25 protein-coding genes and 1 pseudogene are annotated in these 26142 nt (G+C 61.0%); 12 read left to right on the top strand and 14 right to left on the bottom strand.

From position 1 onward, the window contains the following. Position 1: 1 nt before the first annotated feature. From CNX70_RS25405 to mpl, 3 genes are read right to left on the bottom strand one after another with little or no spacing between them, the layout of a single operon-like run. A complete protein-coding gene (locus CNX70_RS25405; RefSeq protein WP_096237824.1) occupies positions 2–616 on the bottom strand; it encodes a chorismate--pyruvate lyase family protein in 615 nt (204 codons plus the stop codon). Continuing rightward, positions 613–1197, bottom strand: coding sequence for a YqiA/YcfP family alpha/beta fold hydrolase (locus tag CNX70_RS25410; protein WP_096237825.1), 585 nt, complete (start codon positions 1195–1197; stop codon positions 613–615). Before CNX70_RS25410 ends, CNX70_RS25405 begins: the two co-directional genes overlap by 4 nt. Then, complete coding sequence (mpl, locus tag CNX70_RS25415; RefSeq protein ID WP_096237826.1) at positions 1194–2570, bottom strand: UDP-N-acetylmuramate:L-alanyl-gamma-D-glutamyl-meso-diaminopimelate ligase; 1377 nt, start codon at positions 2568–2570, stop codon at positions 1194–1196. The genes CNX70_RS25410 and mpl overlap by 4 nt, the downstream gene beginning before the upstream one ends. A 115-nt stretch (positions 2571–2685) precedes the next feature. Between mpl and CNX70_RS25420 the strand changes: the two genes are divergently transcribed. The 8 genes from CNX70_RS25420 to CNX70_RS25455 all read left to right on the top strand — a co-directional run bounded on the left by CNX70_RS25420 (position 2686) and on the right by CNX70_RS25455 (position 9607). Then, positions 2686–3324 (top strand): hypothetical protein, encoded by a 639-nt coding sequence (locus CNX70_RS25420; protein ID WP_096237827.1) that lies wholly within the window; start codon positions 2686–2688, stop codon positions 3322–3324. A 19-nt stretch (positions 3325–3343) separates the two neighbouring features. Continuing rightward, the gene (locus CNX70_RS25425) at positions 3344–3898 is read left to right on the top strand and encodes a TlpA family protein disulfide reductase (RefSeq protein WP_096237828.1); all 555 of its coding nucleotides are present in this window, start codon (positions 3344–3346) and stop codon (positions 3896–3898) included. Between the two features lie 82 nt (positions 3899–3980). Continuing rightward, positions 3981–4418 (top strand): type II 3-dehydroquinate dehydratase, encoded by a 438-nt coding sequence (gene aroQ / locus CNX70_RS25430; protein ID WP_071075522.1) that lies wholly within the window; start codon positions 3981–3983, stop codon positions 4416–4418. Between the two features lie 90 nt (positions 4419–4508). Further along, positions 4509–4967 carry an acetyl-CoA carboxylase biotin carboxyl carrier protein gene (gene accB / locus CNX70_RS25435; protein ID WP_096237829.1) on the top strand — a complete coding sequence of 153 codons (459 nt, stop codon included), beginning with the start codon at positions 4509–4511 and terminating at the stop codon, positions 4965–4967. 101 nt (positions 4968–5068) lie between these two features. Further along, entirely contained in the window at positions 5069–6484 is a 1416-nt protein-coding gene (gene accC / locus CNX70_RS25440; RefSeq protein WP_096237830.1) for an acetyl-CoA carboxylase biotin carboxylase subunit, read from the top strand. Next, complete coding sequence (gene prmA / locus CNX70_RS25445) at positions 6481–7425, top strand: 50S ribosomal protein L11 methyltransferase (RefSeq protein ID WP_096237831.1); 945 nt, start codon at positions 6481–6483, stop codon at positions 7423–7425. Before accC ends, prmA begins: the two co-directional genes overlap by 4 nt. 8 nt (positions 7426–7433) lie before the next feature. Further along, entirely contained in the window at positions 7434–8657 is a 1224-nt protein-coding gene (locus CNX70_RS25450) for a DUF3426 domain-containing protein (protein ID WP_096237832.1), read from the top strand. 11 nt (positions 8658–8668) lie between these two features. Then, positions 8669–9607 (top strand): carbohydrate kinase family protein, encoded by a 939-nt coding sequence (locus CNX70_RS25455; protein WP_096237833.1) that lies wholly within the window; start codon positions 8669–8671, stop codon positions 9605–9607. Positions 9608–9705: 98 nt separating this feature from the next. Here CNX70_RS25455 and CNX70_RS25460 read toward each other — a convergent pair whose 3' ends face one another. Beyond that, positions 9706–10239 carry a YggT family protein gene (locus CNX70_RS25460; protein WP_244198954.1) on the bottom strand — a complete coding sequence of 178 codons (534 nt, stop codon included), beginning with the start codon at positions 10237–10239 and terminating at the stop codon, positions 9706–9708. An 83-nt stretch (positions 10240–10322) separates the two neighbouring features. Beyond that, positions 10323–11108, bottom strand: a complete 786-nt coding sequence (locus CNX70_RS28745; protein ID WP_208624464.1) for a hypothetical protein — start codon at positions 11106–11108, stop codon at positions 10323–10325. Between CNX70_RS28745 and CNX70_RS28750 the strand changes: the two genes are divergently transcribed. Next, on the top strand, positions 11077–11562 hold the full coding sequence (locus CNX70_RS28750; RefSeq protein ID WP_208624465.1) for a hypothetical protein: 486 nt from the start codon (positions 11077–11079) through the stop codon (positions 11560–11562). The genes CNX70_RS28745 and CNX70_RS28750 overlap by 32 nt on opposite strands. A gap of 720 nt (positions 11563–12282) precedes the next feature. Here the strand turns inward: CNX70_RS28750 and CNX70_RS25475 are convergent. The 6 genes from CNX70_RS25475 to CNX70_RS25500 form a co-directional block, all read right to left on the bottom strand. Further along, positions 12283–13434, bottom strand: coding sequence for a ribonucleotide-diphosphate reductase subunit beta (locus tag CNX70_RS25475; protein WP_096237837.1), 1152 nt, complete (start codon positions 13432–13434; stop codon positions 12283–12285). A 118-nt stretch (positions 13435–13552) separates the two neighbouring features. Then, the gene (locus CNX70_RS25480) at positions 13553–16507 is read right to left on the bottom strand and encodes a ribonucleoside-diphosphate reductase subunit alpha (protein WP_096237838.1); all 2955 of its coding nucleotides are present in this window, start codon (positions 16505–16507) and stop codon (positions 13553–13555) included. A 382-nt stretch (positions 16508–16889) separates the two neighbouring features. Continuing rightward, positions 16890–17501 carry a 1,6-anhydro-N-acetylmuramyl-L-alanine amidase AmpD gene (gene ampD, locus CNX70_RS25485; protein WP_096237839.1) on the bottom strand — a complete coding sequence of 204 codons (612 nt, stop codon included), beginning with the start codon at positions 17499–17501 and terminating at the stop codon, positions 16890–16892. Further along, positions 17501–18550: a sigma 54-interacting transcriptional regulator gene (locus tag CNX70_RS25490; protein WP_096237840.1), complete on the bottom strand. Its 1050-nt coding sequence runs from the start codon at positions 18548–18550 to the stop codon at positions 17501–17503. The genes ampD and CNX70_RS25490 overlap by 1 nt, the downstream gene beginning before the upstream one ends. 117 nt (positions 18551–18667) lie before the next feature. Then, positions 18668–18928: a PP0621 family protein gene (locus tag CNX70_RS25495; protein ID WP_071075508.1), complete on the bottom strand. Its 261-nt coding sequence runs from the start codon at positions 18926–18928 to the stop codon at positions 18668–18670. After that, the gene (locus CNX70_RS25500) at positions 18925–19728 is read right to left on the bottom strand and encodes a cytochrome C assembly family protein (protein WP_096237841.1); all 804 of its coding nucleotides are present in this window, start codon (positions 19726–19728) and stop codon (positions 18925–18927) included. Before CNX70_RS25500 ends, CNX70_RS25495 begins: the two co-directional genes overlap by 4 nt. 329 nt (positions 19729–20057) lie before the next feature. Between CNX70_RS25500 and CNX70_RS25510 the strand changes: the two genes are divergently transcribed. Beyond that, positions 20058–20597, top strand: a complete 540-nt coding sequence (locus CNX70_RS25510; RefSeq protein ID WP_096237843.1) for a hypothetical protein — start codon at positions 20058–20060, stop codon at positions 20595–20597. A 66-nt stretch (positions 20598–20663) separates the two neighbouring features. Here the strand turns inward: CNX70_RS25510 and CNX70_RS25515 are convergent, their stop codons facing one another. After that, on the bottom strand, positions 20664–21608 hold the full coding sequence (locus CNX70_RS25515; RefSeq protein WP_425269260.1) for an ABC transporter substrate-binding protein: 945 nt from the start codon (positions 21606–21608) through the stop codon (positions 20664–20666). Positions 21609–21834: 226 nt separating this feature from the next. Continuing rightward, complete coding sequence (locus CNX70_RS25520) at positions 21835–22722, bottom strand: LysR family transcriptional regulator (RefSeq protein WP_096237845.1); 888 nt, start codon at positions 22720–22722, stop codon at positions 21835–21837. A gap of 246 nt (positions 22723–22968) precedes the next feature. Between CNX70_RS25520 and CNX70_RS29030 the strand changes: the two are divergent. Together CNX70_RS29030 and CNX70_RS29035 are read left to right on the top strand one after the other, a co-directional pair. After that, a pseudogene (locus CNX70_RS29030) lies at positions 22969–23472 on the top strand (MFS transporter); the annotation flags it as partial. Positions 23473–23516: 44 nt separating this feature from the next. After that, positions 23517–24050, top strand: coding sequence for an MFS transporter (locus CNX70_RS29035; RefSeq protein ID WP_244199211.1), 534 nt, complete (start codon positions 23517–23519; stop codon positions 24048–24050). Between the two features lie 96 nt (positions 24051–24146). Here CNX70_RS29035 and CNX70_RS25530 read toward each other — a convergent pair whose 3' ends face one another. After that, positions 24147–26141 carry a MacB family efflux pump subunit gene (locus CNX70_RS25530; RefSeq protein ID WP_096237846.1) on the bottom strand — a complete coding sequence of 665 codons (1995 nt, stop codon included), beginning with the start codon at positions 26139–26141 and terminating at the stop codon, positions 24147–24149. Position 26142 lies beyond the last annotated feature (1 nt).

Below are 26142 nucleotides of genomic sequence, written 5' to 3' on the forward strand. Positions count from 1 at the left end.
GTTATGCTTTGTTTATTAATGTGTCGGTTGTAACGGTGCGAGCGAAGGACGTCAACTCCAGCACCGCCGGCAAAAATACTTCGGTTACCAGCAGCAATCCCTGGTGACGCTGATACAGGCAGCGGCGGGCAAAAAACAGCGCCTGTTCGTCGACCCGCTGCCCTTCCCGTGCCAGCGCTGTCTGCGCCCGCTGCACCAGCGGGTGGCCGGCGCGCAAGCGGGCAAATTCAAGGGTACCGCGCCGCACCATGCGGTCACCGAACAGGGTCGTGCCCAGCGATCGCTCGCCCAGCGCGGAAAACAAGGGCCAGTCCGTGGCCGTCGCCTGCATGGGCACGACGGTATGGCCAAACACGGCCGGTTTGTTATCACAACGCAACAGCACTTCGCGTTCCCATACCCGGCCCGCGCGGTGCAAACCAATGATGGCAGCCTCGTCGTTCAAACAACGTGCCGTTTCCTGATGCAAACATTGCACGCGAAATGCCTGGCTATGCGCTTTCAGCTTGGCCGTCAGCGAACCGCCGCCCGTCAGCCAGTGACGCAAGGCCGGTGGTGCATTGACGGCATTTACGTGCGCATGCCATTGCGCCTGGCGTAGCGAACCCGGCCTCACTGGGCGGCGTCCGCATCGATGCCGCAAAAGGCCAGCACGGGCGCCAGGTAGTCGGCAAATTCGCTGATGCCATGGTCGCTGCCGTCGATGACGCACTGTTGCGCCCCCTGATAATGCGCCAGCATGTCGCGGTAGTCGAGCACTTCATCGCCGGTGGCGGCAATCAGAAAGTAACGTTGCGGCTCAGTAATTTTCGCTACGGCAAACGCACGCAGTTCGTCGATATACTCGCGCTTGAACTCGAATGGCTGGTCCGAATGGAACTCGGTCGTCACGCCCACATGCTGTTCCAGGTCGATCAGCGGCACGATGGCAGGGTTCAGCAGCACGGCGCGGCAACCGAGCTGCTCGGCCAGCCAGGTGGCGTAATAACCGCCCAGGGATGAGCCGATAATCGTCAGCTCGGCCGGCGCCACGTCTTTCACCAAAGACAGGGCCAGCTCGATGGCCAGCTTGGGCGAGGCCGGCAATTGCGGGCACAGCCATTCATCTGCGCGGCCCAGCGCCTGCATCTGCGCGGCCAGCAGGCGCGACTTCATCGACAGCGGCGACGAGCGGAATCCATGCAGGTACAGAATCATCGGCCCAGCGCCTCCAGCAACTTCTGGTGCACGCCGCCAAAGCCGCCGTTGCTCATGACGACGATCTGGTCGCCGGGACGGGCGCTGGCGGCCACGGCGGCCACCAGGGTATCGATGTCTTCATACGCGCTGGCAATCTTGCCCAGCGGCGCCAGCGCGTCGCCCAGGCTCCAGCCCAGCGCCGCATGGCTGCCGTAACCGAAGACCAGGTCGGCATCCTTCAGGCTGCCGGGCAGCGCATCTTTCATGGCGCCCAGCTTCATGGTGTTCGAACGCGGTTCCAGCACGGCCAGGATGCGGGCGCTGCTGCCGATTTTTTGCCGCAGGCCGCCCACGGTGGTGGCAATGGCCGTCGGGTGATGCGCGAAATCGTCGTACACGGTAATGTCGTTGACCACGCCGCGTACTTCCATGCGCCGCTTGACGCTCTCGAACGTGGCCAGCGACGCGCAGGCCTGGGCCATCGGTACGCCCACATGGCGCGCGGCGGCGATGGCCGCCAGCGCATTGCTGCGGTTGTGCTTGCCCGTCAGCGCCCACGCCACATGGCCTTCCTGCTGGCCATTGAAATATACGTCGAAGCTGCCATCGGCGTGCTCTTGCAGTTGCCAGTTAGCATCTTGGCCAAAACTTTCCTTTTCACTCCAGCAACCACGCGCCAGCACGCGCTGCAGCGACGCTTCGTCGCCATTGAACACCAGGCGGCCGATGCCGGGCACCGTGCGCACCAGATGGTGGAATTGCGTCTCGATCGCGTGCAGATCGGGGAAGATGTCGGCGTGATCATATTCCAGGTTATTCATGATGGCCGTCTTCGCGTGGTAATGCACGAACTTGCTGCGCTTGTCGAAGAAGGCCGTGTCGTATTCATCGGCTTCGATGACGAAGAAGTCCGACTCGGCGCTCTTGCCGTCGACTTTGCCGCTGAGACGGGCGGAAATGCCAAAGTTCATCGGCACGCCACCGATCAGGAAGCCCGGCGCATAGCCCGCGTCTTCGAGTATCCAGGCCAGCATGGCCGAGGTGGTCGTCTTGCCATGCGTGCCGGCCACGGCCAGTACCCACTTGTTGCGCAAGATGTGTTCGCCGATCCACTGCGGGCCGGACACGTACGGCAGGCTGCGGTTGAGGATTTCTTCCACCAGCGGGTTGCCGCGCGAGACGACATTGCCAATCACATACAAATCCGGGTTCAGCTTGGTTTGTTCGGGATCAAAGCCCTGGATCAGTTCGATTCCCTGCGATTCCAGCTGGGTGCTCATCGGCGGATACACGTTGGCATCGCAACCAGTAACTTTATGGCCGGCTTCCTTGGCCAGCACGGCCAGGCCGCCCATGAAGGTACCGCAAATGCCGAGAATATGAATATGCATGTGATCAGTGCGAAAGGTGCACGCTTAAGTAAGTAAGACGGTGAGATAAAAAAGAGCAAGTGTGGGATTTTACCTGACGCCATGACTTTTTCCGCTTCGGAGTATCATCTCGCTCATGACGAACGATGCATTTGACGATAGCGCGCAGCTGCGCCAGGAAATCGCCGCCGCTGCCGCGCGCCTGGTGGCGCAGGATGGCGCCGACTATGGCAGCGCCAAGCGCAAGGCGGCGCGGCAAGTCCTGGGCGACGCGCCCAGCCCGCCCAACGTATTGCCCGATAACGACATGATCGAGGAACAGGTGCGGCAATACAATGCCCTGTTCCTGCCCGACAGCCAGCCGGCGCGCCTGTTCCAGCTGCGCACGATCGCGCTGCAGGTCATGGAAGCGTTGCAACAGTTTCATCCCCTGCTCAGCGGCCCCGTGCTCAACGGCACGGCCGGCCCCCACGACGAGATCTATTTGCAGCTGTTTGCCGAGAGCGCCAAGGAAATCCACATCTTTCTGCTGAATAAAAATGTCGTGCTCGACATGTCGGAAAGCCCGCATTTCAAGGGAGCGCGTTATGATGCGGTCGAGACAGCCAGTTTCTTGTGGAGAAACGAAGGCGTGCACGCGGCCATGTATGAGCTCGACGATATGCGCGGTGCACTGAAAGCCAAGGCGGACGGCAAAGTGCTGCGCACCGACATCGCCGGGCTGCGCAGCCTGCTGGCCGCCAGCCTCGCCGATGGCGTGCCGGCTGCCGACTAACATTGATATAGATAAAGTTATGACAAAAAAGAATTGGATCGGCTGCGCCATCGTGGCGCTGATGTTCGGCGGCATGGGCGCCTACGTGGGCTTGAGCAAGGAAAAAGCGAAAGCAGCGGGACCGCTGACGACCACCATCGCGCCCGGCGCGACGGGTCCCGTCAACGAGCTGTATGCGCTGTCCCTGCCGGACGCGGCGGGCATCACGCAAGCCTTGTCGCAATGGAAAGGCAAGAATTTGCTGGTGAATTTCTGGGCGCCGTGGTGTCCGCCTTGCGTGGAAGAAATGCCGGAGTTATCTGAAGTACAAGGCCACTATGCGGCAAAAAACCTGCAAGTGATCGGTATCGGTATCGATTCGGCCAGTAATATTGCCACTTTTGCCAGCAAGGTCAAGATCGCCTATCCTGTGTATGTGTCCGGTCTGAGCGGCACCGACCTGTCGCGTCATTTTGGCAATGCCACCGGCGGTTTGCCCTTTACGGTGCTGATCGGCGCCGATGGCGAAGTCAAAAAGACCTATCTGGGCCGCTTGAAATTTGATCAGTTGCGCGCCGATCTGGATAAATTGTAAATTCGGAGCGTGCTTTTTTCTCTTGCCAATGCGTATCTTTGGCGGCAAAATGCGGAACTTTCGCTAAAACGGTCTTCCATACATGGCAAAAAACCTCCTTCTGCTCAACGGTCCCAACCTGAATTTGCTGGGAACGCGCGAGCCAGAGGTCTACGGCGCCAGCACCTTGGCCGATATCGAGCAGGCAGCAATGGCGCAAGCCATGGCGGCCGGTGCCGACCTGATCTGCTTTCAAAGCAACCATGAAGGCGCACTGATCGACCGCATCCATGCCGCGCGAGCGGAAGGGATCGATGCCATCGTCATCAATCCGGGCGGCCTGACCCATACCAGCGTTGCCTTGCGCGATGCGCTGGCCGGGGTCGCCATCCCGTTCGTGGAAGTCCATATCTCGAATATTTATCAACGCGAAACGTTTCGACATCACTCATTTCTCAGCGCGATCGCGCAGGGGACGATCTGCGGGCTAGGTATCGATGGATATCGGCTTGCCATCGACTTTGCACTTAAAAAACGTTAATCTACGCGATCTGCACGTATTTAGCGCGGCGATAGGTTCTGGACATCACCGCATCACTCATAAAACAAACTACATTCCTAGGGGTTTTACATGGATCTACGAAAACTCAAGACCTTGATCGACCTGGTCGCCGAATCGGATATCGCAGAGCTGGAAGTGACCGAAGGCGAAAGCAAGGTTCGCATCGTCAAATCGTCGGCCATGCCGCAAAACCAGATGGTCATGATGCAGCCGCAAGGCATGCAAGCCCACTACCAGCCAGCCGCACCAGCCGCGCCTGCGCCAGCGGCCGCAGTCGTCGCCGCCGAGCCTACGGGCTATGTGGTCAAGTCGCCCATGGTTGGCACCTTCTACCGCTCCTCCGCTCCTGGCAGCGCCGCCTATGTTGAAGTGGGCTCGGCCGTCAAGGAAGGTGATACCCTGTGCATCATCGAAGCGATGAAGCTCCTGAATGAAATCGACTCCGATAAAGCCGGTGTCGTGACCCAGATCCTGGTCGAAAACGGCCAGCCGGTCGAATTCGGTCAACCCTTGTTTGTGATCGGCTAAAACCCAGTCCACACGGCCGGCAACGGCCGTTTGCAGTTTTAGCCCCTCACACTTGTTGTTTCGCCGGCTCGCCGGCTCTCACAGACATACGCGAACCTACCATGTTTGAAAAAATCCTGATTGCCAACCGTGGTGAAATTGCCCTCCGTATTCAGCGCGCCTGCCGCGAAATGGGCATTAAAACGGTTGTAGTCCACTCCGAAGCCGACAAGGACGCAAAATACGTCAAGCTGGCCGACGAATCCGTTTGTATCGGCCCGGCACAGTCGGCCCTGAGCTACCTGAACATGCCCGCCATTATCAGCGCCGCTGAAGTGACGGATGCACAAGCGATTCACCCAGGCTATGGCTTCCTGTCGGAAAACGCCGACTTTGCCGAACGCGTCGAGAAATCGGGCTTCGTCTTCATCGGCCCGCGCTCCGAATCGATCCGTTTGATGGGCGACAAAGTGTCGGCCAAGCAAACCATGATCAAGGCCGGCGTACCGTGCGTGCCCGGCTCGGAAGGCGCGCTGCCGGACGATCCGAAAGCGATCGTCCAAATTGCCCGCAAAGTCGGCTACCCGGTCATCATCAAGGCTGCCGGCGGCGGTGGCGGACGCGGCATGCGCGTGGTGCACACGGAAGCTGCCCTGATCAACGCCGTGTCGATGACCAAGACGGAAGCCGGTACGGCTTTCGGCAACCCTGAAGTGTATATGGAGAAGTACCTGGAAAATCCGCGCCACGTGGAAATCCAGATCCTCGCCGACGAACACAAGAACGCCGTCTGGCTGGGCGAGCGCGACTGCTCCATGCAGCGCCGCCACCAGAAAGTCATCGAAGAAGCACCAGCGCCAGGCATCCCGCGTAAACTCATCGAGAAAATCGGCGACCGTTGCGCCGAAGCCTGCCGCAAGATCGGCTACCGCGGCGCCGGCACGTTTGAATTCCTGTACGAAAACGGCGAGTTCTATTTCATTGAAATGAATACCCGCGTGCAAGTGGAACATCCCGTCACCGAGATGATCACCGGCATCGACATCGTGCAAGAGCAGATCCGCATCGCCGCCGGCGAAAAACTGCGTTTCCGCCAGCGCGACGTCTTGCTGTCGGGCCACGCCATCGAGTGCCGCATCAATGCCGAAGATCCGTTCAAGTTCACGCCATCGCCAGGCAAGATCGTCTCGTGGCATGCGCCGGGCGGCCCTGGCATCCGCGTCGACTCGCACGCCTACGCCGGTTACTACGTGCCGCCGCACTACGACTCGATGATCGGCAAAGTGATCGCTTACGGCGCCACGCGCGAGCAAGCGATCCGCCGCATGCAGATCGCCCTGTCCGAAATGGTGGTCGAAGGCATCAACACGAACATCGCCTTGCACCGCGAACTGATGATCGACGCGCGCTTCATCGAAGGCGGCACCAACATTCACTATCTGGAACAGAAACTGGCCGACATGCCGGACCTGGGCAAGAACCTGAATGGCGGCAGCCCCAGCATCGCCAAGAAATCCGAAATCAAGGCGGACGCATGAGCTGGACAGAAATCGTCATCGAAATCGCCCGTGACAACGCCGAGGCCATGTCCGACGCGTTGATGGAAGCGGGTGCCCTGTCGGTCTCGGTGGAAGACGCCGATGAAGGCACGGATGCCGAGCAGCCTCTGTTTGGCGAGCCCGGCATGGAACCGAAGGAAGCGGCGTGGGAACGCAGCCGCGTGGTGGCGCTGACCGACGTCGATGCCGACCAGGCCGCCATCGTGGCTGCCGCCGCCGCAGCGGTCGGCATGGTGGAAGTTCCCGCCTTTACCATGCGCCCCGTGGAAGAGCAGGACTGGGTGCGCCTGACCCAGTCGCAATTCGCGCCGATTCACATCGGCAAGAATATCTGGGTCGTGCCCAGCTGGCACGAGGCACCGGATCCTGACGGCCTGATCCTGGAACTGGACCCGGGCCTGGCCTTCGGCACGGGCAGCCATCCGACCACGCGTTTGTGCATGGAATGGCTGGAAGCCAATCCCGCTCCTGGCAAGAGCGTGCTCGACTACGGTTGCGGCTCCGGCATCCTGGCCATGGTGGCCAAGAAGCTGGACGCGCAAACCGTGGTCGGTGTCGATATCGACCCGCAAGCGATCGAATCGGCTGGCTTGAATGCCGAACGCAACCAGTGCGAGATCGAATATTTCTTGCCAGACACGTTTGCCACGTCGGCACACGCCACGGCCAAGTTTGACATCGTCGTCGCCAATATCCTGTCGAGCCCATTGATGCTGATGGCGCCCATGCTGTCGGGCCGTGTTGCCGCCGGCGGCGCCCTGATCCTGTCCGGCGTGCTGGCACGCCAGGCGGAAGAAGTGGCCGCAGCCTACGCACCGTTCATCGAACTGGGTGTGTGGGCCGAGCAAGATGGCTGGGTGGCCCTGCATGGCCGCCTGGGCAGCACGCAAGCGCCTGCGCCCCGCGCGGAAGGTGCATAAGCACAGCAATGGCCCTCGCCACCAAATGCCCCCATTGCAACACGATATTTCGGGTCGCTGCTGACCAGTTGAAGTTACGTGGGGGCATCGTGCGCTGTGGCACGTGCAGGGAAGTCTTTGACGGCAATGCCGCGCTGGTCGATCCAGCTGCGGCATCGCCGTTTTTAACGTCCGGCCCCAGCGCTGCCGCCGCGCTGTCGACCACGTATCCGGCCGACACCAGCCTGCCGTCCGCCACGGACGACGAACCCATCTATTCCCTCGACTTCGACACCTCGTTCGACCCGTTCGGCATCTTGCCGGCAACGGCGCAGCTCAAGGATGATGCAGACGATGGCGACCACATCGAGCTGGACCTCGACGTCAGCCTGCCTGCCGAAGCGCTGGCTGACGCGCCTGTCGCCGCCCCTGTCATGCCACCGGCCGAGCCGCCCGAAGCGCCGCTGCCCCAGCCGATGGCGCCGTTCAAGCGCCGCCAGGTCGATGACGCCCCCGCCTTCGCCACGTATTTGCGTGACAGCCGCCGCGAACCGAGCCTGGAAACGGTGGCAGCCCCAGTAGTCCCAGCCGAAAAAGTCAGCCTGGACAAGCCCACCCCCGCGCGCCGGGAACCCACGCTGGCCGACCACTCTTTTGACGCGCTGCCCGCCGCCCCCGTTGCGCCGGAGCCAGCCGAAGAGCAGGACGACTGCGTCCTGCCGCCGGCCGACGACGAACCGGCCTTTGTGATCCAGGGCCGGCGCCGCGAACAGAGCGGCAAGGCCTTGCGCGCGGCCATGGCCATCGGCTCGGTGCTGCTGCTCCTCCTGTTATTGCTGCAAGTGATGACCACCTTCCGCAATCCGCTGGCGGCGCAGTTTCCGCAGTGGAAGCCGACCCTGGTCGCGCTGTGCAAGCTCAGTGGCTGCCAGGTCGACTTGCCGGCGCAGATCGAGGCGCTGTCCATCGAACAGGGTGAATTGCAAACCATCAAGGAACACACTTTTTCCTACGTCTCGCTGCTGCGCAACCAGAGCCGCAGCGTGCAGGCCTGGCCCAGCATCGAACTGATCCTCAATGATGCGGACGACAAGCCCGTGCTGCGCCGCGTCATCGCGCCGCGCGACTACCTGCCGGCCACGATCGATGTGAGCAAGGGCTTTTCTCCCCGCTCGGAACAAACCATCAAACTGTATTTCACCTTGGACCAACTCACGGCGTCTGGCTACCATATCGCCATCTTTTACCCTTAACCGACACTATCATGACCAAAACATCGCTGATCTGCGGCTCGCTCGCCACCGACACCATCATGCAATTCCCCGGCCGCTTCGGCGAATCGCTGCTGGCCGACCAGTTGCACAAGGTGAACGTCTCCTTCCTCGTGCCCACCATGCGCACGGAGTTCGGCGGCTGCTCGGGCAACATCGCCTACAGCCTGAAAATGCTGGGCGGCGACCCGCGCATCGTCGGCGTCATGGGGCAAGACAGCGCCGCCTACCTGGAACGCCTGCAAAAGCTGGGCATTTCCACCGCCAACATCCTGATCAAGGCCGACAGCTACAACGCGCAGTGCTTCGTCACGGCCGATGCGGACAATAACCAGATCAATGCCTTCCACCCGGGTGCCATGTCGTTTGCGCATGAAAATCCGATCGCCAATGCGGGCCCGGCCAAGGTTGCCATCATTTCGCCCGACGGCGACCAGGGCATGCTCAAGCACGCCGCCGACCTGGCAGAACTGGGCATCCCTTTCATGTTCGACCCGGGTCAACAGTTGCCACGCTTCAATGGCGACCAGTTGATCGACTTCATCAACAAAGCCACGTATGTGTCGGCCAACGACTATGAAATGGAAATGTTGATGGAACGTACGGGCTTGACCCTGCCGGAGATCGCCAGCCGCCTGGACGCGCTGATCGTCACGCGTGGCGAAAAAGGGTCGGAAATCTATACGGACGGCAAGCGCATCGACATTCCTGTCGTGGCTGCCAAGGAAGTGCTGGACCCGACCGGTTGCGGCGATGCCTACCGTGCCGGCTTGCTGTTCGGCATCACCAACGACCTGGGCTGGGAAACCAGCGGCCGCCTGGCCAGCCTGCTGGGCGCGATTAAAATCGCCACGCAGGGCGCGCAAAACCATGTGTTTACACCAGAAAGCATCGCCGAGCAGTTCGAAGCGGCATTTGGTTACCGCTATTAATCCATCGAAGCCCGAGTAAGGCTGGGGTCGGACCCTGAGGGTCCGACCCCAGTATCTGCATTTGGGGTTCTGGCAAGCAGCCAGACCCCCCTCTCGTTTTACCTCAGCACAATAATCATCCCCACCAGCACTTGCGCGATCTGCAACAGGATCAGCGCTACCAGCAGCGACAAGTCCAGGCTGCCGACCAGCGGCACGACCTTGCGGATAGGACGCAGCAGCGGCTCGTTCAGGGCCCGTACAAACGGCGCCAGCGGCGCATGCGGGTTGACCCAGCTGAAGATGGCTTCGATGATCAGCAGGGCCATGAAACCATAGAGTATCCATTGCAGGAAGCGTTGCAGCGACTTGAGCAGCACCACTTCGACTGGTTGACCAGAAATAAACAGCACCGAGCTGGCCAGCAGCACGATCAGGAAGGCGCCGATCAGGCTGGCCCAGTCATACCCGCCCACGCCCGGCACCACGCGGCGCAGGGGGCGCACCAGCCAGTCGGACAATTGAAACGTGAATTGCGCCACCGATGAAGGGGGCCGCACGCGCACCGCCTGCATCCAGAAGCGCAGCAGCAATACGCCGCCCAGCAAGGTGGCAATGGTATCAACGATCAATGTAAGGATAACGATCAGCACGACTAATTCTCCAAAAAAAAACCGCTGTGTGATTGAGTCACACAGCGGCGTGTTGCCTCATCCAGGCACCCGTATCGTTGAAATTACGATGGGCGGGTGCTGGTTGGGAATGGCCAGGCTGCAGCCGGTGCCAACACGGTTTTTGCTACAGGTGCGATAGGTGCCGATGGCTTGGCGACAGGCGCTGCCTTCTTCGGTGCGGCCTTTTTAGGCGCGGCCTTCTTGGCGGCTGGTTTGGCGACCACGGCGGCAGGTGCCGCTGCTGCCGGTGCCGCTGCCACGACTGGCGCTGCGGCTGGCTTGGCGGCAGGTTTCGCTGCGGCTTTCGCTGCTGGCTTGGCTGCTGGCTTGGCTGCTGGCTTGGCTGCAGGTTTCGCTGCAACCTTGACGACAGGTTTCGCTGCTGCTTTGGCAACCGGTTTGGCGGCTACTTTAGCTGCTGGCTTGGCGGCAACTTTCGCTACCGGCTTGGCTGCTACCTTGGCCGCTGGCTTGGCCGCAGCTTTGGCTGCCGGCTTCGCTGCTACCTTGGCGGCTGGCTTGGCGACGACTTTTTTCGCTGCTGGCTTGGCCACTGCTTTGGCGGCAGGTTTCGCTGCGGCTTTCGCTGCTGGCTTGGCTGCTGCTTTGGCTACCGGCTTGGCAACGGCTTTTTTCGCTGCTGGCTTGGCGGCTGGCTTGGCTGCCGCTTTTGCTGCTGGCTTCGCTGCTACCTTGGCCGCTGGCTTGGCTGCAGCTTTTGCTGCTGGCTTCGCTGCTGCTTTGGCGGCCGGCTTGGCTGCTGCCTTGGCGACGACTTTTTTCGCTGCCGGCTTGGCTGCTGCCTTGGCGACCGGTTTGGCGGCAGGTTTCGCTGCGGCTTTTTTCACTGCTGGCTTGGCTGCTGGTTTTGCTGCGGCTTTGGCCGCTGGTTTTGCTGCGGCTTTTGCTACTGGCTTGGCGGCCGGCTTGGCAACAGCTTTTTTCGCCACTGGCTTGGTTGCTGCCTTGGCGGCAGGTTTCGCTGCCACTTTCGCGGCTGGCTTGGCTGCCGGCTTGGCTGCCGGCTTAGTTGCCGGTTTTGCTGCTGCCTTGGCCGCCGGTTTCGCTGCGGCTTTGGCTACTGGCTTGGCTGCCACTTTTGCTGCAGGCTTGGCTGCGGCTTTGGCGACTGGTTTGGCGGCTGGTTTGGCGGCTGGTTTCGCTGCGGCTTTGGCAGCTGGTTTAGCGGCAACCGTCTTGACTGCGGCTGCCGGCTTCTTCGCGGCAGGAGCAGCCTTGGCGGCTGGTTTCTTTACTTCTGATTTCTTAGCGGCTGTTGCCATTTGTCTCTCCTTCATCTGAGATGAGAAATTTAAGCTACAAGATTTAAACCCGTCCGACCCACCACAGGGATAGGCCAGGCGAATTATTCATCGGCACAAACGGTCGTTTGCGCTAATGAATTCGGCACCAGCTGAACTGCTGCAACTCCTCACGTTTGCAGCACTTCAGCCATCGTCGGTGCCACCCTGCTTTATCTCGCAGCTGGTGGCAAAGTCTGAATTCGGTCATTCGTTTTCGATGCCGTGCGTTTTTTCGCTCCTCGCATCGCGCTCGCCACAACACCTATGCGTCAAATAAAAAACCGCCATGCCTGAAAAAATTCGGGCACGGCGGCAGACGAAAACGGTGTGGTTTTGTGCATATCCGTGTAAATCTGTATCCCTGTTTTGCGAGCTTTTTTCGCTACCGCGCTGGTTAAAAAACCCCGCATTCTAACGCTCGCATTTGCAATCTCATAAAGTACACGAAAACCTTGTCAATGCGCAACCGGCACGACACGTTTTCGCCCGCTTTTTTGCACGTTACGCGTGCTATCGCACAATCGCGCGGCAAATGCTGCCGCCAGCGTCTCCGGAAATGATTTTTTGGGCCTGCCATGCGGCCCTTCGCGGCAGGCGAAAATCCTGGCGCAAGCCTCTTCGCAGCGCTGCATGAAGCATGCTTTTTTTCCGCCGCCACGCACGCGAAAAAAAAGCGCCGTCACGATGACGGCGCTTCTTGGCGTAGCCTGAAAAAGGACTATTCCCAGTTCAGCGCACCACCCGTTTGGTACTCGGTCACGCGCGTCTCGAAGAAGTTGCGTTCCTTCTTCATGTCGATCATTTCGCTCATCCACGGGAACGGATTTTCCTCTTGCGCGAACAGCGGCTCGAGGCCGATCTGCTGCGCGCGGCGGTTGGCGATGAAGCGCAGATAGCCCTTGAACATCGGCGCGTTCAGACCCAGCACGCCGCGTGGCATGGTGTCTTCCGCGTACGCGTATTCCAGCTCCACGGCTTGCATGAACAGCACTTTGATCTCTTCGCGGAATTCGGCCGTCCACAGCAGCGGATTTTCCATCTTGATCGTGTTGATCAAGTCGATGCCGAAGTTGCAGTGCATCGATTCGTCGCGCAGGATGTACTGGTACTGCTCGGCAGCACCCATCATCTTGTTCTGGCGGCCCAGCGCCAGGATCTGCGTGAAGCCGACGTAGAAGAACAGGCCTTCCATCAGGCAGGCAAACACGATCAGGGATTTCAGCAGCTTCTGGTCGTTTTCCACCGTGCCGGTGGTGAACGCGGGGTCGGTCAGCGTGTTGATGAACGGGATCAGGAATTCATCCTTGTCGCGGATCGACTTGACTTCGTTGTAGGCGTTGAAGATCTCGCCTTCGTCCAGGCCCAGCGATTCGACGATGTACTGGTAGGCGTGCGTATGGATCGCTTCCTCGAACGCCTGGCGCAGCAGGTACTGGCGGCATTCCGGTGCCGTGATGTGGCGGTAGGTGCCCAGCACGATGTTGTTGGCGGCCAGCGAGTCGGCCGTCACGAAGAAGCCCAGGTTGCGCTTGACCAGGCGGCGCTCGTCGTCCGTCAGGCCGTTCGGGTTTTTCCACAGCTCGATATCGCGCTGCATGTTCACTTCCTGCGGCATCCAGTGGTTGGCGCAGCCGGCCAGGTATTTGTCCCACGCCCACTTGTACTTGAACGGCACCAGCTGGTTGACGTCCGTCTTGCCGTTGATGATGCGCTTGTCGTCGGCATTCACGCGGCGCGCCACTTGCTCGGCGTTCGCTTCGGACGGCTCGGCACCGGCCGCCAGGTTCAATTCGGTATTTCCCAATGGCGCTTGCTGCGCCGGACGCGGCACAGCTGCCGACGTGGTTTCATCATCCCAGGACAACGACATAATATTCTTCCTTTCCATGCCGGCGAGCCGGCGATCCGCAACAGGCCCGTTGTATCGGACAATGCGGACATTAACAACATTGAATCAGCCCAGCAGCGCTGGGCTGACAACTAAAATTTTACTGGCAGGCTTCGCACTCTTCGAAACCGTCATCCCCTGGGCGCAGGTAGCAAGCTTCGCCATCGGCGTCGTCCGCTGCAGCTGCCACCACGGGCGCCACCACGGCGGCAGCGGCTGCCGCCACGACCGCTGCCTGGGCGCTTTGCGCGCTGGCCGACATGCCGCCATCGACTGCCACGGCGTTCAGGGCACCCGTCTTGGAGGTCGATTTCTCCATGTGGGTAGCGGCGATGGTACGCAGGTAGTAGGTGGTTTTCAGGCCACGCAGCCATGCCAGCTTGTAGGTCTCGTCGAGCTTCTTGCCCGACGCGCCAGCCATGTAGATGTTCAGCGACTGGGCCTGGTCGATCCACTTCTGGCGGCGCGAAGCCGCTTCCACCAGCCAGCTTGGCGATACTTCAAAGGCGGTGGCGTAGATGTCGCGCAAGTCTTGCGGGATGCGGTCGATCTTCACCAGCGAACCGTCGAAGTACTTCAGGTCGGAGATCATGACTTCATCCCACAAGTCGCGCGCCTTCAGGTCGCGCACCAGGTAGCCGTTGATCTCGGTGAATTCGCCCGACAGGTTCGATTTCACATACAGGTTCTGGAACGTCGGCTCGATACAGGCCGATACGCCGATGATGTTCGAAATCGTCGCCGTCGGGGCGATCGCCACGCAGTTCGAGTTGCGCATGCCGAACTTGGCGATGCGTTCGCGCACCGGGGTCCAGTCCATGGCCGACGAGGAATCGACTTCCAGGTAGCCGCCGCGCTCTTCGGCCAGCAGCTTCACCGAGTCTTGCGGCAGGATGCCACGGTCCCACAGCGAACCAGCATACGATTCATAGCGGCCGCGTTCTTCGGCCAGTTCCGTCGACGCCAGGTAGGCGTAATAGCACACCGCTTCCATCGAGGTGTCGGCAAAGCTGACGGCGGCATCCGAGGCGAACGGAATGCGCATCATGTGCAGGCAGTCCTGGAAGCCCATCACGCCCATGCCGACCGGACGGTGGCGCATGTTCGAATTGCGCGCCTTCTCGACCGCGTAGTAATTGATGTCGATGACGTTGTCGAGCATGCGCATGGCGGTGCGGATGGTCTTGGCCAGCTTGACGTGATCGAGCTTGCCTTCCTTCATGTGCGCCGGCATGTTCACGGAACCGAGGTTGCAGACGGCGATTTCGTCAGGACCCGTGTTCAGCGTGATTTCCGTGCACAGGTTCGAGCTGTGGACGACGCCGACGTGCGACTGCGGGCTGCGGATGTTGCAAGGATCCTTGAACGTGATCCATGGGTGGCCCGTTTCAAACAGCATCGACAGCATCTTGCGCCACAGGTCCAGCGCGGCGATCTTCTTGAACGAACGGATTTCGCCGGCGGCGGCCTTGGCTTCGTAGCCCAGGTAAGCCTTTTCAAAGGCCTTGCCGACCAGGTCGTGCAAATCTGGCGTTTCGGATGGCGAGAACAGGGTCCACTCGCCTTTTTCCATGACGCGCTTCATGAACATGTCGGGAATCCAGTTCGCCGTGTTCATGTCGTGCGTGCGGCGGCGGTCGTCGCCCGTGTTCTTGCGCAGGTCGAGGAATTCCTCGATGTCCATGTGCCAGGTTTCCAGGTAGGCGCAGACGGCGCCCTTGCGCTTGCCGCCCTGGTTGACTGCCACGGCCGTGTCGTTGACCACTTTCAGGAACGGCACCACGCCTTGCGACTTGCCGTTGGTGCCCTTGATGTGGGCGCCCAGGGCGCGCACTGGCGTCCAGTCGTTACCCAGGCCGCCGGCGTACTTGGCCAGCAGCGCGTTGTCCTTGATGGCGTCGTAGATGCCTTCCAGATCGTCCGAGACGGTGCTCAGGTAGCACGACGACAGCTGCGAACGCAGGGTACCCGAGTTGAACAGGGTCGGCGTCGAGCTCATGAAGTCGAACGAGGACAGCAGATTGTAGAACTCGATGGTGCGCGCTTCGCGGTCCGCTTCGTTCAGCGACAGGCCCATGGCCACGCGCATGTAGAACGCCTGCGGCATTTCGATGCGCACGTCATGGATGTGCAGGAAGTAGCGGTCATACAGCGTTTGCAGGCCGATGTAGCCGAATTGCAAGTCGCGGTCGGCAACGATGGCCTTGGCCAGGCGTTCCAGGTCGAAACTGGCAAGTACCGGGTTCAGCAGATCGTTGGCGATGCCCTTGGCGATATATTGCGGGAAATACGTCAGGTACTCGGCAGCAGCGGCCGCTTGCGGCACTTCCTTGCCGAACACTTCCTTGCGCACCGTGTGCAGCAGGATGCGGGCCGTGACCTGGCTGTAGGCCGGATCTTTTTCCATCAGCGCGCGCGCCGCCAGGATGGCCGACTTGTGCAGCTCTTCGACGGGCACGCCGTCGTACAGGTTCTTCACCGTTTCAGCCAGGATGGCGTCGGCATCGACGTGCTTTTCCAGGCCGGCGCAGGCGGCGTTGATCAGGTCGCGCACTTCCTGCATGTCCAGCAGGCGGCGCACGCCGTTGTCAGTGACGTTCAGTTGCGGTGCGGTCACTTGCGCGGAAGCGCCCAGCGCCTCCTTCTGCAAGCGGCGCTCTTCCATGTGCTTGGCACGGTACAGCACGTAGGCACGCGCCACGTCGTGTTCGCCCGAACGCATCAGCGACAGTTCCACCTGGTCTTGCACGTCTTCGATATGGAAGGTGCCGCCACCCGGATGGCGGCGCACCAGCGCGGCGACGACGCCGTCGGTCAGTTGCGCCACCAGTTCGCGGACGCGTGCCGACGCGGCGCCCTGGCCACCGTTAACGGCCAAAAACGCCTTGGTCATGGCGATGGCGATCTTCGAAGGCTCAAATGCCACCACCGCACCGTTGCGGCGGATGATGCGATAGTCGCCCAATGCCGCGCCGCTGCTCGCCACGCTATTGGCCGCGCCTGGCGCTGGCGATACTGGCGTTGGATGGATGGAAATATCTTGTGGTGATTGCATTGAAGCTCCCGTTGTCAGCTAAAGTCAGCCTGCAGTTTTGCTGCCGCGTGTGTTGTTGAATAGAACGCCCGATGGTCAGGGTTTCCTCAGGTATTTGTTGCTAAATAGTAAATAATATACAGCCAAAAATCAGACGGCCAACCTGTACAGCCCGGCTGGCGCGAAACACGATCAAGGGTGATGAAACGCCAGTTCCCGTTGCCGTATAAACAAACAGGGTAGCTTTGGCAATAATTCTGAAAACGTCTGTGATGGCACTACATATAGTCTTTAAATCCAAGTTATGCACTAATTGTAGTGCCCATCGAAAGGCGATGCAATAGTTTTCCGGCATCCGCCAGCGTAATTTTTTGTATTTTCATATACGATTTCGGTTGACTTTTCAGGGCACGGATGGAAAGCCCAATCCCCGCGTAGTAAGCGCTAACGCAGGCTGCCCGCGCATAGTTTCCAGCCAGCATACTTGATAAAAATGCCAGTCAAAAAACGGCCCCGGATCCGTCTTCCTGCCCGGCGCAATGTGCGCGTGGCCGCGCACCTGGGACAGCCCGTAGCGCGCTACCAGTGCCGCCGTCAGCACCGCCAGCACATGGTATTGCCGCGGCTGGAAGGGCACATCGTCCGCGCCTTCCATTTCGACACCGATGGAATAGCCATTGCACTGCGGGCGCCCTTCGAACATGGACGCGCCGGCATGCCAGGCACGTTGATCAGTAGAAACATATTGCAACAGCGCACCATCGCGCCGCACAAAAAAGTGCGCCGACACCTGCAAGCCACGCAGGTCGGCGAAAGAAGGATCGGCATTATAGTCTACCCGGCCGGTAAACAAGTCCGACACATGCGGTCCGCCGAAGTGGCCGCCCGGCAAGCTGATGTTATGGATCACCAGCAAGTCGACTTGCGCACCGTCCGGGCGCGCATCGTAGTATTGGGAGTCATAGCGCAGCGCGCCGTCGCACCAGCCGTCTTCATCTATCGTCCATGCTGTCATCAAGGTAACGCTTCCTGTATCGTCAATTTCTGCATGCGGTAACGCAGCTGGCGCACGCTCAGGCCCAGCTGGCGCGCCGCCCGTGCGCGGTGATAGCGCGCCTGCACCAGCGCCAGCATGATCATGTCGCGCTCGGCCTGGCGTAAATACATGTCCAGCGGCAAGACGGGCGGCACGCCATATGCCGCCATGCCGGGCAAGCACAGTTGCCGCTCCGGCAATGCCGGCGGCGCCCGCAGCGGCATGCCGCCCGCCGCAGACGGCAAGGCCAGCGCGTCGAGCGCAATCACGCCGCCATCGGCAAAGGCCAGCGCCCGCTCCAGCATATTTTCCAGTTCGCGCACATTGCCGGGGAATGCATACGCGGCCAGGGCCGCCAGCACCGGCGGCGCCAGGCTCACGGCCTGGTGTGGCGCCAGACGCGCCAGGATCACCTCACATAATACCTGCAGATCGCCGCGCCGCTCGCGCAGCGGCGGCAGCGCCAGCTCGATCACATTCAGGCGGTAAAACAGATCCTGGCGAAACGTGCCGGCGGCCACGCCGCGCGCCAGGCCATGCTGGCTGGCGCACAGGATGCGCACGTCGACGGCCTCGTCAGTACTACCGCCCAGCTTGCGCACGCGCCGCTCCTGCAGTACGCGCAACAGCTTGACCTGCATGGCCAGCGGCAGATCGTCGACTTCATCGAGCAGCAAACTGCCGCCATGGGCCGCCTGGAACAAGCCCTGGCGCTCATGCAGCGCGCCCGTATAGGCGCCCTGGCGGCAGCCGAAGAATTCGGCCTCCATCAACGTTTCGGGAATCGCGCCGCAGTTGACGGCAATAAAAGGGAAGCTGGCGCGCGCACCCTGCGCATGGATGGCGCGCGCCGCCAATTCCTTGCCCGTGCCCGATTCGCCGCGAATGGCCACCGGCGCGCCACAGCGGGCGATGCGGCCGATCTGCGCACGCAGCGCCTGCATGGGCAGGGAGTTGCCGCTCAGTTGAGGCGCCGGTGGCATGCCGGCGGCGGTCACGGCATGCGGGCTGAGGCTGGGACGGGACATGGGACGCGCCTTTCTGCAATGGCGGCGACGAAGCGCCTGCCGCAGATGCTACGCCGGACGCAGGCGGGACGACGTTACGATACGGATGAGCAACGCGCGCGAACTGCCGGCCGGCCCTTACAACGTGGCATGCGCGTGGCTGCAGTAATCGTGGCCCTTGGCTTGCACGTTTTCCGAGGCCGGGTAGTACACGCCGCAATGGGCGCAGCACAGCATCAGCTCTGCATCCGGCAATTCCTGTGGCCGGCCCGGCGGCGCATACGGGTTCGGCTGCTGTTGCTGCTGCGCGCGGGCGCGCTGCTGCATGCCCCGGATCTTGCTGCGGATAGCAAACAGCACCAGGAACACCAGCGCCAGCCAGAATAAAACACGTGTCATGCGAATCCTCGGTGTAAAACCACTTCCAGTACAAAACGGCTGCCGACATAGGCCAGCAGCAAGGTGGCGAAACCGGCCAGGGTAAAACTCAGGGCCGTCTTGCCGCGCCAGCCGCGGAAGCGGCGCCCTGCCAGCAGCGAGGCAAACAACAGCCACGACAGCATGGTAAACACCGACTTGTGATCCCAGGTCAAGGCCTTGCCAAATAATTGTTCGGAAAACACGATGCCCGACAGCACGGTCAAGCTGAGCAAGATAAAACCCAGGCCGATCATGCGGAACAGCAGCTTTTCCATCGTCAGCAGGGCCGGCAGCTGGTCCAGCGCGCTGCCGATGAAGCCGCGGCTTTCGCTGCGCGTATGCAAACGCGATTCCTGCAGCGCCATCAGCACGGCGTGAAAGGCGGCAATCGTCAGGGTGCTATAGGCCAGCACGGCCACGGCAATATGCCAGCCGAAGACGGCCGACTTGCCTTCCATGCTGACCTGGCTGCCAGGAAAGGCCCAGGCCAGGCCGATGGCGATGACGGCGCTGGGCATGACCATGCGGCGCAGTCCATCCAGACTGAAATTGCGGTTCTCTATCCAGTAAGCGCCCACCGATACCCACAGCGCGGCCGACAGCATGGCGGAAAAGCCGAAGCGCAAGGTGCCCGGCGCCATCAGGTCGAACCACAGGGTGGCGGCGTGCGCCAGCCAGGCGACGCCGGTCAGGCCGGCAATGAGCCGGGCACGGGACGAGGGAAGCACCGCGCACGCCGCGTACAACAGGGCGGCGATAAGAAAGAAATAGATCTGCATAGTTTAAGTTTACACCATAGCCGACAAGCGCGATTCAAGCGACAGCCCGGGTGACAGGCATTCCGCCGCCAGCCAATGCTGCAAGCCTGCCATGATATCGCGCCTGAGGCGCAACGGGGTAGCGCACCCTCAAGATTTCGGTATTCTTTCTACCGGCACACTTTTTCCACGGCACAACCACGTTGCCATCCTGATTAGCCAGTCCTATAATTATGTCCACATAGCAATATTCATCCACCCTAAGGCCACCGTCCCCCGCCATGCTTTCCTTCAGAAAAATTACCTGGACCTGTCTCCTGCTGGCCGCCTGCACTGTATTAAGCGGTTGCATGAAAAATGCGCCTTCCCAATCCACGTACGAAGAATATTTCCGCACCTCGATTCAAAGCTATGACCTGTACAAGGACTACTTCGAGATCGCGAAACTGGAAAAGCTGAATGGCTGGAAAGAGAACGAACAGTACGAAATCAAGGGCTCGGCCATCCTGCGCGCCAAGGTGGGCTACCTGGAACTGCTGGCCGACGTGGCCGACAAGCTCGAGACGCAGGCGAAGACGGATGGTTCCGTGGGCATGACCATGGGTCTGGGCCTGATGGCGCGCGGCATGAGCGGCGAAAACAAGGTTTTCCGCGACTTCTGGGCGCAGCAGCAGGAAAAGAAAGCGATTCCCGCGCCGCTGCTGACCCGCCAGGCGGCGATGACGGCCGAGCGCTTCGAAAACCTGCTGCAATGGTCGGACCAGATCGTACAGGACAATTACGGCGCGATCATCAACCGCCAGCTCAAGAAAGGCGATGAACTGACGCGCATCTATACACTGAGCTTCCGGCAGACGGAAAAAGGCTGGATGGGCTTTAACGCCCGCTAAGGGCGCTGCACATAAAAACCTCCGGACCATCGTTGGCACGGAGGTTTTTTTGATGGTTTTACTGATTTACTTCACATTCAGGCTCTTTTTCGCCTGTTCCAGCAAGTCCGTCTTGACCCAGTCCTTGGCCACGGGCGGCTTCGTCATGCGGCCCACGCCCGTTTTCACCATCACATCGGTGGTCACCTGGATATGCTCGGGCGAGATGTCGTACGAATACGGCGAATTGCTGATCGCGTCGTCGAAGTCATCCTTCGTGATCTGGCCGCGGAACACGACTTCGCGCACATACTTTTCCGCCGTCGCCTTGTTGTCGATAAAGGTCTTGGTCGCTTCGACGAAACAGCGCATGAATTTTTCCGCCACCGGGCGACGTTCTTTGTAGAACTTTTCCGTCATCACCATGGTACGCACGGGTTCGCCGATCGGCGTGTCGTACGGTTTCAGGATTTCTGTACCAAAACCTTTGTTGATCGCCTGCGACGATTGCGGTTCCGACTGCATCATGGCGTCGATATTCTTGCCCATCAGCGCCTGGTTCAAGTCGGCGTAGGCCAGGAACACCAGTTGCACGTCCTTGCCCTTGGTGTCGGCATACGTCAGGCCCGCTTGCGACAGCTCGGCCAGCAGCAGCACTTCCTGGATGCCGCCGCGCGTCACGCCCACGCGTTTGCCCTTCAGATCCTTGACGCTGGCAATCTTTTGCCCCACGCCCCCCACCAGGCGCGCGCCGCCCTTGGCAAAGCCGGCCACCACATAGATGGGCGCGCCGCCGGCACGGCCGGAAATGGCCGCTTCGGACGCCGTCGCACCCACGTCCAGTTCGCCCGCGATAATCGCCTGCATCACATCGAGGCCCTTGGCAAAGATATGCTCTTCGACCTTGATGCCGCACTTGGGCGCGATTTCCTTGATGTACGACACGGCGCCGTAGTGGGCGAATTTTAAATTACCCAGGCGCACGACTTCCTGTGCCTGTGCCTGGACGGCACCCATGCCGAACGCCAGCATGAGGGCGGCGGCGATACCGGTCTTCAAGATTGATTTTTGCTGCATCGGGTTCTCCTGTGGTGGTTGGTGTGTGCCCGCGAGGGCAAGACTACGCGAAACACTGCTTTTTATTATGAAGAGATAGTACCGTGTGTTGAGCCAGGAGCAATCTTTTTTATTTCACGATGCAACATATGCCCAGTATGACGACATACATAAAGCACGGCACATCACACAACGCCCACCGTCAAAGCGGAAACAAGTTCTGCGCGATGAAGTCCACGAATACCCTGAGCTTCGGCGAGAGATGTTTGCTGGAGGGCCACAATATGCGGAATGTGGTGCAGTCCTGGTTGTAGTCGTCCAGCACCGTGACGAGTCGGCCTTCGTCCAGCTGGCGACGCACGGCGATGTCAGGCACACAGGCAATACCGAGACCTTGTTCGGCAAAGCAGATCTGCGGGTCCAGCGAATTCGTTACCATGCTGCCCGGCAGATCCAGGGAGAGGAACTGACCGTTCCTGCTCAGCGGCCATGCGTCCATTTTGCCCGTCGTGGGATAGCGGTACAACAGGCAGGCGTGGTTGACCAGGTCTTCAGCTTGCTGCGGCAGTCCAGCTCGCTGGAAATAGCTGGGAGCGCCGACGATAACTCTTCGATAAGCGCCGAGCGTCCGTGCCATCAATCGGGAATCGCCGGGTTCTCCAGTACGGATCACGGCATCGAAGCCTTCTTCGATCACTTCCACCAAGCGATCCGAGCAGTCGATGTCCAGCGCGACAGCGGGATAGCACCGCTGGAAGGCCGCCAGCTTGGGCATGAACAAGGTACCGAGCGATGGCAGACTGATGCGCAGCTTGCCATGAGGGGCGCTTTGCGTTTGCAAGAGTTCGGCTTCGGCCAACTCCACCTCGCAAAGGATACGGCGGCAGCGCTCCAGGAACAACGCACCTTCCGATGTCAGGCTGATGGTGCGCGTAGAGCGGTGGAACAGACGCACCCCCAAGCGTTCCTCCAGCCGCGCGATGGCCTTGCTGACGGCTGATGCAGAGATGCCCAGCTGCTGCCCGGCCGCAGTGAAGCTGCGGGCCTCCCCCGCGCGTACGAAGAGATCAAGAGAACCAAGATTTTCCATTTATGCCCATCAATTAATGACGGCTATGTCACATATATTGTTCACTGTAGCCTATTTTTCTTTTGTTGGTAAGCAGGCAGCATACGTACTGATATTCCATAAAGAACCAGAACGACTTCAACTTGAGGAACTTAGTTTATGCATCAGACAACAACATCTGCTCAGCACAAGAGCGCCGAGCGATTACCCTTGGGTGGACTGCTTGCCCTGGCAATGGCAGCCTTTGTCACGCTGCTGACCGAGATCATGCCGGCCGGATTGCTTTCTTCCATTGCGCAAGGCTTGAGCGTCTCTGAAAGCCTGGCAGGTCAGTTCATTACCGCCTACGCGGTGGGTGCGCTGGTCGCCGCTATTCCGGTCACTGCGCTTACGCAAGGCATGCGGCGGCGTCCGTTGCTATTGACCGCGATCTTTGGTTTTGCGCTTGTCAATCTCGTCACCGCGCTTTCCGGTAGCTATGGCGTCTCTCTGCTGGCGCGCTTCTTCGCCGGTGTCTTCGGCGGAATCGTCTGGACCCTCCTGGCTGGATATGCGGTGCGCATGTCGCCGTCCCATCTCAGCGGGCGGGCGATTGCGATATCCGGTGCCGGCGCGACCATCGCTTTGGTGCTCGGTGTACCGCTCGGAGCGCTGCTTGGCCGCGCCATCGGCTGGCAAGGCGCGTTTGGCCTGATGAGTGCCCTGGCACTCTTGCTCATGGTGTGGATCATTGCCGTCGTCCCCGACTTCCCTGGCCAGAGCAAGGGCAGCGCCAAGCTCTTTCCAGCATATTTTTCAAGACCGGTATTCGCGCCGTGCTGTTCGTTGTCTTCACCTTCGTTGTTGCCCACAACATTCTCTACATCTATATTGAGCCATTGCTCGCGCCTTCGGGCTTGTCAGCGAACGTGGAGACCATCCTGTTCGTCTTCGGACTGGGTTCGATCATCGGCCTATGGTTCGTCGGTGCAATGGTCGATCGTCGGCTGCAATTTCTTGCCGTGGCAAGCGTCATGGTCTTCGCCGTTGCATCCCTGCTGCTGGGTCTTTGGGGCGACCTTTCGCAGGTGGTCTACCCCTCTGTCGCGGTATGGGGCATCGCTGTCGGCGGCTTTGCCACGATCACTCAAACAGCCTTGTCGCGCTTTGCCGGCGAGTCTGTTGATGTGGCGCAATCGATGTACACGACGGGCTGGAACACGGCGGTGGCCAGCGGCGGCGTTGTCGGTGGCATTTTGCTTGATCGCTCAGACGTGGCGTCGTTCGCATGGACCGTTATCGGATTTCTCGGCGTCTCATTGCTGGGTACCGTCTTCGCCATGAACAAGGCGCTGGCAAGCAGGCATTGAAGCGGAGGTTGATACGTGCGGCCCCACAGCTCGGCCTTGACGCCGGCGCCATGCCTGGCCGCGATGGCAAGCATGGCGCCGGCGTTTTTACAACACCTACTGGCCGGCCAGCGCCACCACCGGATCGAGTCCCGACGCCTTGCGCGCCGGCATGAAGCCAAACACCAGCCCCGTCACCACGGCGCAGGCAAACGCGCCGGCGATGGCGGAGAGCGAAAAGATCACCGGCACGTCCCATGCCAGCAGCAAGCCGGCTACCGTCACGCCGACCACGATGCCGGCCACGCCGCCCACCACCGACACAAGCACGGCTTCGGTGAGGAACTGGCGCAGGATGTCGCGCCGGCGCGCGCCCGTCGCCATGCGGATGCCGATTTCGCGCGTGCGCTCGCGCACCGTCATCAGCATCACGTTCATGACGCCGATGCCGCCCACCACCAGCGAGACGGCCGCGATCAGGCTGAGCATCATGGTCATGTTGTCCTGCGTCCTGGCTTCGGCGGCGATCGACGCGGCCGCGTTGCTGATGCCATAGTCGCGGATGCGGTGGCGCTCGAACATGGTGGCGTCGACCGCCGCCTCCACTTCCGTCACGCGCTTGACGTCGGCCACCGCCAAGACCGTGTACGTCGGCTCGCGCTGGCCGAAGACGCGGATGCCGGCCGTGGAAAACGGCAGCAGCAGCACGTCGTCTTCATCCTTCTCGCCCGTCAGCGCGCCCTTCGCGCTCATCACGCCGATCACCTGGAAAGGCACATTGCCGATCAGGATGCTCTGCCCCACGGGGTTGGGCACGTCGGGCATCAGTTTTTCGGCCAGGTGCGCGCCCAGCACGGCCACGGTGGCCATTTCGCGCTCGTCTTCTTCGGTAAAGAAGCCGCCCTTGGCCACCGGCCAGGTCTGGATCTGCGGCAGGGCCGGCCCCGTGCCGCGCACATAGGTCTGCACGTCGAGGTTGCCGTGGCGTATCACCTTGTTGCCCGTGACATTCGGCAGCACGTGGGTGATGCCCGGTACGTCCTTGAGGGCATCGAGGTCGGCCAGGGTGATGCTGCGCCCGGGGATGCGCGAGCTTTCGCCGCGCGATGCCATGTACAGCAAATTCGAGCCAAACGCGCCTAATTGGGCCATCACTTGCTGGCGCGTGCCCAGGCCGATGGCCAGCATGACGATCACGGAAGCGACGCCGATGACGATGCCTAGCAGGGTCAATCCCGTGCGGAAGCGGTTGATCCACAGCACGCGCCAGGCGGCGCGCGCCGCGTCCAGCAATTCCGTGCCCAGCGATGCGCCTGTATCGTGGGCGGCGCGCGACATGTCCAGCGGCGGCAGGGCCGCCGACGTGGCGGGAATGGCGATGGCGCCCGAGTCTGCGATGATTTCGCCGTCGCTGATCTCGATCACGCGGCGCGCCTGGGCCGCCACCTTGCGGTCATGCGTAATGAGGATGATGGTGTGGCCCGCGTCGGCCAGTTCGCCCAGCAGGGCCATGACTTCGGCGCCGCTGCTGCTATCTAAGGCCCCCGTCGGTTCGTCGGCAAGGATGATGCGCCCGCCATTCATCAGGGCGCGCACGATCGACACGCGCTGTTGCTGCCCGCCCGATAATTGATTCGGCCGGTGATCGAGCCGGTCGCCAAGGCCCAGGCGCTTGAGCAGCGCTTCGGAACGGGCGTGGCGGGCGGCGGCCGGCATGCCCGCGTACAGGGCCGGCACTTCCACGTTCTCGCGCGCCGATTCGGTGGCGATCAGGTGATAACCCTGGAAGACGAAGCCGAACGCCTCGCGCCGCAGCCACGCCAGTTCATCGGGATTCAGGCTGGCCACGTCCTGGCCGGCGAAGCGGTAGGTGCCGTCGCTGGGGCGGTCAAGACATCCCAGCAGATGCATCAGCGTCGATTTGCCGGAACCGGACGCGCCCACGATGGCGACAAATTCGCCGGCACCGATGGACAAGGTCAGGCCGCGCAGCACTTCCACGGCCGGCGCGCCGTCGTGGCCGCCGTAACGCTTGCGGATGCCGGCAAGTTCAATCAGCGGCGCCGGCTGGCCAGGTTCTCCGGCTTGCCCCAGCGACCTGGCTTCGCTCATG

The sequence above is a fragment of the Janthinobacterium svalbardense genome (assembly GCF_002327145.1).
Taxonomy (GTDB): Bacteria; Pseudomonadota; Gammaproteobacteria; order Burkholderiales; family Burkholderiaceae_D; genus Janthinobacterium; species Janthinobacterium tructae.

Excerpts from the sequence above, each read along its gene's own strand:
- ampD (WP_096237839.1), bottom strand. The coding sequence starts at position 17,501 with ATGACAGCATGGACGATAGATGAAGACGGCTGGTGCGACGGCGCGCTG.
- CNX70_RS25450 (WP_096237832.1), top strand. The coding sequence starts at position 7,434 with ATGGCCCTCGCCACCAAATGCCCCCATTGCAACACGATATTTCGGGTC.
- CNX70_RS25480 (WP_096237838.1), bottom strand. The coding sequence starts at position 16,507 with ATGCAATCACCACAAGATATTTCCATCCATCCAACGCCAGTATCGCCA.
- CNX70_RS25495 (WP_071075508.1), bottom strand. The coding sequence starts at position 18,928 with ATGACACGTGTTTTATTCTGGCTGGCGCTGGTGTTCCTGGTGCTGTTT.
- CNX70_RS25515 (WP_425269260.1), bottom strand. The coding sequence starts at position 21,608 with ATGCTGGCGTTCGGCATGGGTGCCGTCCAGGCACAGGCACAGGAAGTC.
- CNX70_RS25475 (WP_096237837.1), bottom strand. The coding sequence starts at position 13,434 with ATGTCGTTGTCCTGGGATGATGAAACCACGTCGGCAGCTGTGCCGCGT.
- CNX70_RS25520 (WP_096237845.1), bottom strand. The coding sequence starts at position 22,722 with ATGGAAAATCTTGGTTCTCTTGATCTCTTCGTACGCGCGGGGGAGGCC.
- prmA (WP_096237831.1), top strand. The coding sequence starts at position 6,481 with ATGAGCTGGACAGAAATCGTCATCGAAATCGCCCGTGACAACGCCGAG.
- aroQ (WP_071075522.1), top strand. The coding sequence starts at position 3,981 with ATGGCAAAAAACCTCCTTCTGCTCAACGGTCCCAACCTGAATTTGCTG.
- CNX70_RS25510 (WP_096237843.1), top strand. The coding sequence starts at position 20,058 with ATGAAAAATGCGCCTTCCCAATCCACGTACGAAGAATATTTCCGCACC.
- accC (WP_096237830.1), top strand. The coding sequence starts at position 5,069 with ATGTTTGAAAAAATCCTGATTGCCAACCGTGGTGAAATTGCCCTCCGT.
- mpl (WP_096237826.1), bottom strand. The coding sequence starts at position 2,570 with ATGCATATTCATATTCTCGGCATTTGCGGTACCTTCATGGGCGGCCTG.
- CNX70_RS25425 (WP_096237828.1), top strand. The coding sequence starts at position 3,344 with ATGACAAAAAAGAATTGGATCGGCTGCGCCATCGTGGCGCTGATGTTC.
- CNX70_RS25500 (WP_096237841.1), bottom strand. The coding sequence starts at position 19,728 with ATGCAGATCTATTTCTTTCTTATCGCCGCCCTGTTGTACGCGGCGTGC.
- accB (WP_096237829.1), top strand. The coding sequence starts at position 4,509 with ATGGATCTACGAAAACTCAAGACCTTGATCGACCTGGTCGCCGAATCG.
- CNX70_RS25420 (WP_096237827.1), top strand. The coding sequence starts at position 2,686 with ATGACGAACGATGCATTTGACGATAGCGCGCAGCTGCGCCAGGAAATC.
- CNX70_RS25410 (WP_096237825.1), bottom strand. The coding sequence starts at position 1,197 with ATGATTCTGTACCTGCATGGATTCCGCTCGTCGCCGCTGTCGATGAAG.
- CNX70_RS25490 (WP_096237840.1), bottom strand. The coding sequence starts at position 18,550 with ATGTCCCGTCCCAGCCTCAGCCCGCATGCCGTGACCGCCGCCGGCATG.
- CNX70_RS25530 (WP_096237846.1), bottom strand. The coding sequence starts at position 26,141 with ATGAGCGAAGCCAGGTCGCTGGGGCAAGCCGGAGAACCTGGCCAGCCG.
- CNX70_RS25455 (WP_096237833.1), top strand. The coding sequence starts at position 8,669 with ATGACCAAAACATCGCTGATCTGCGGCTCGCTCGCCACCGACACCATC.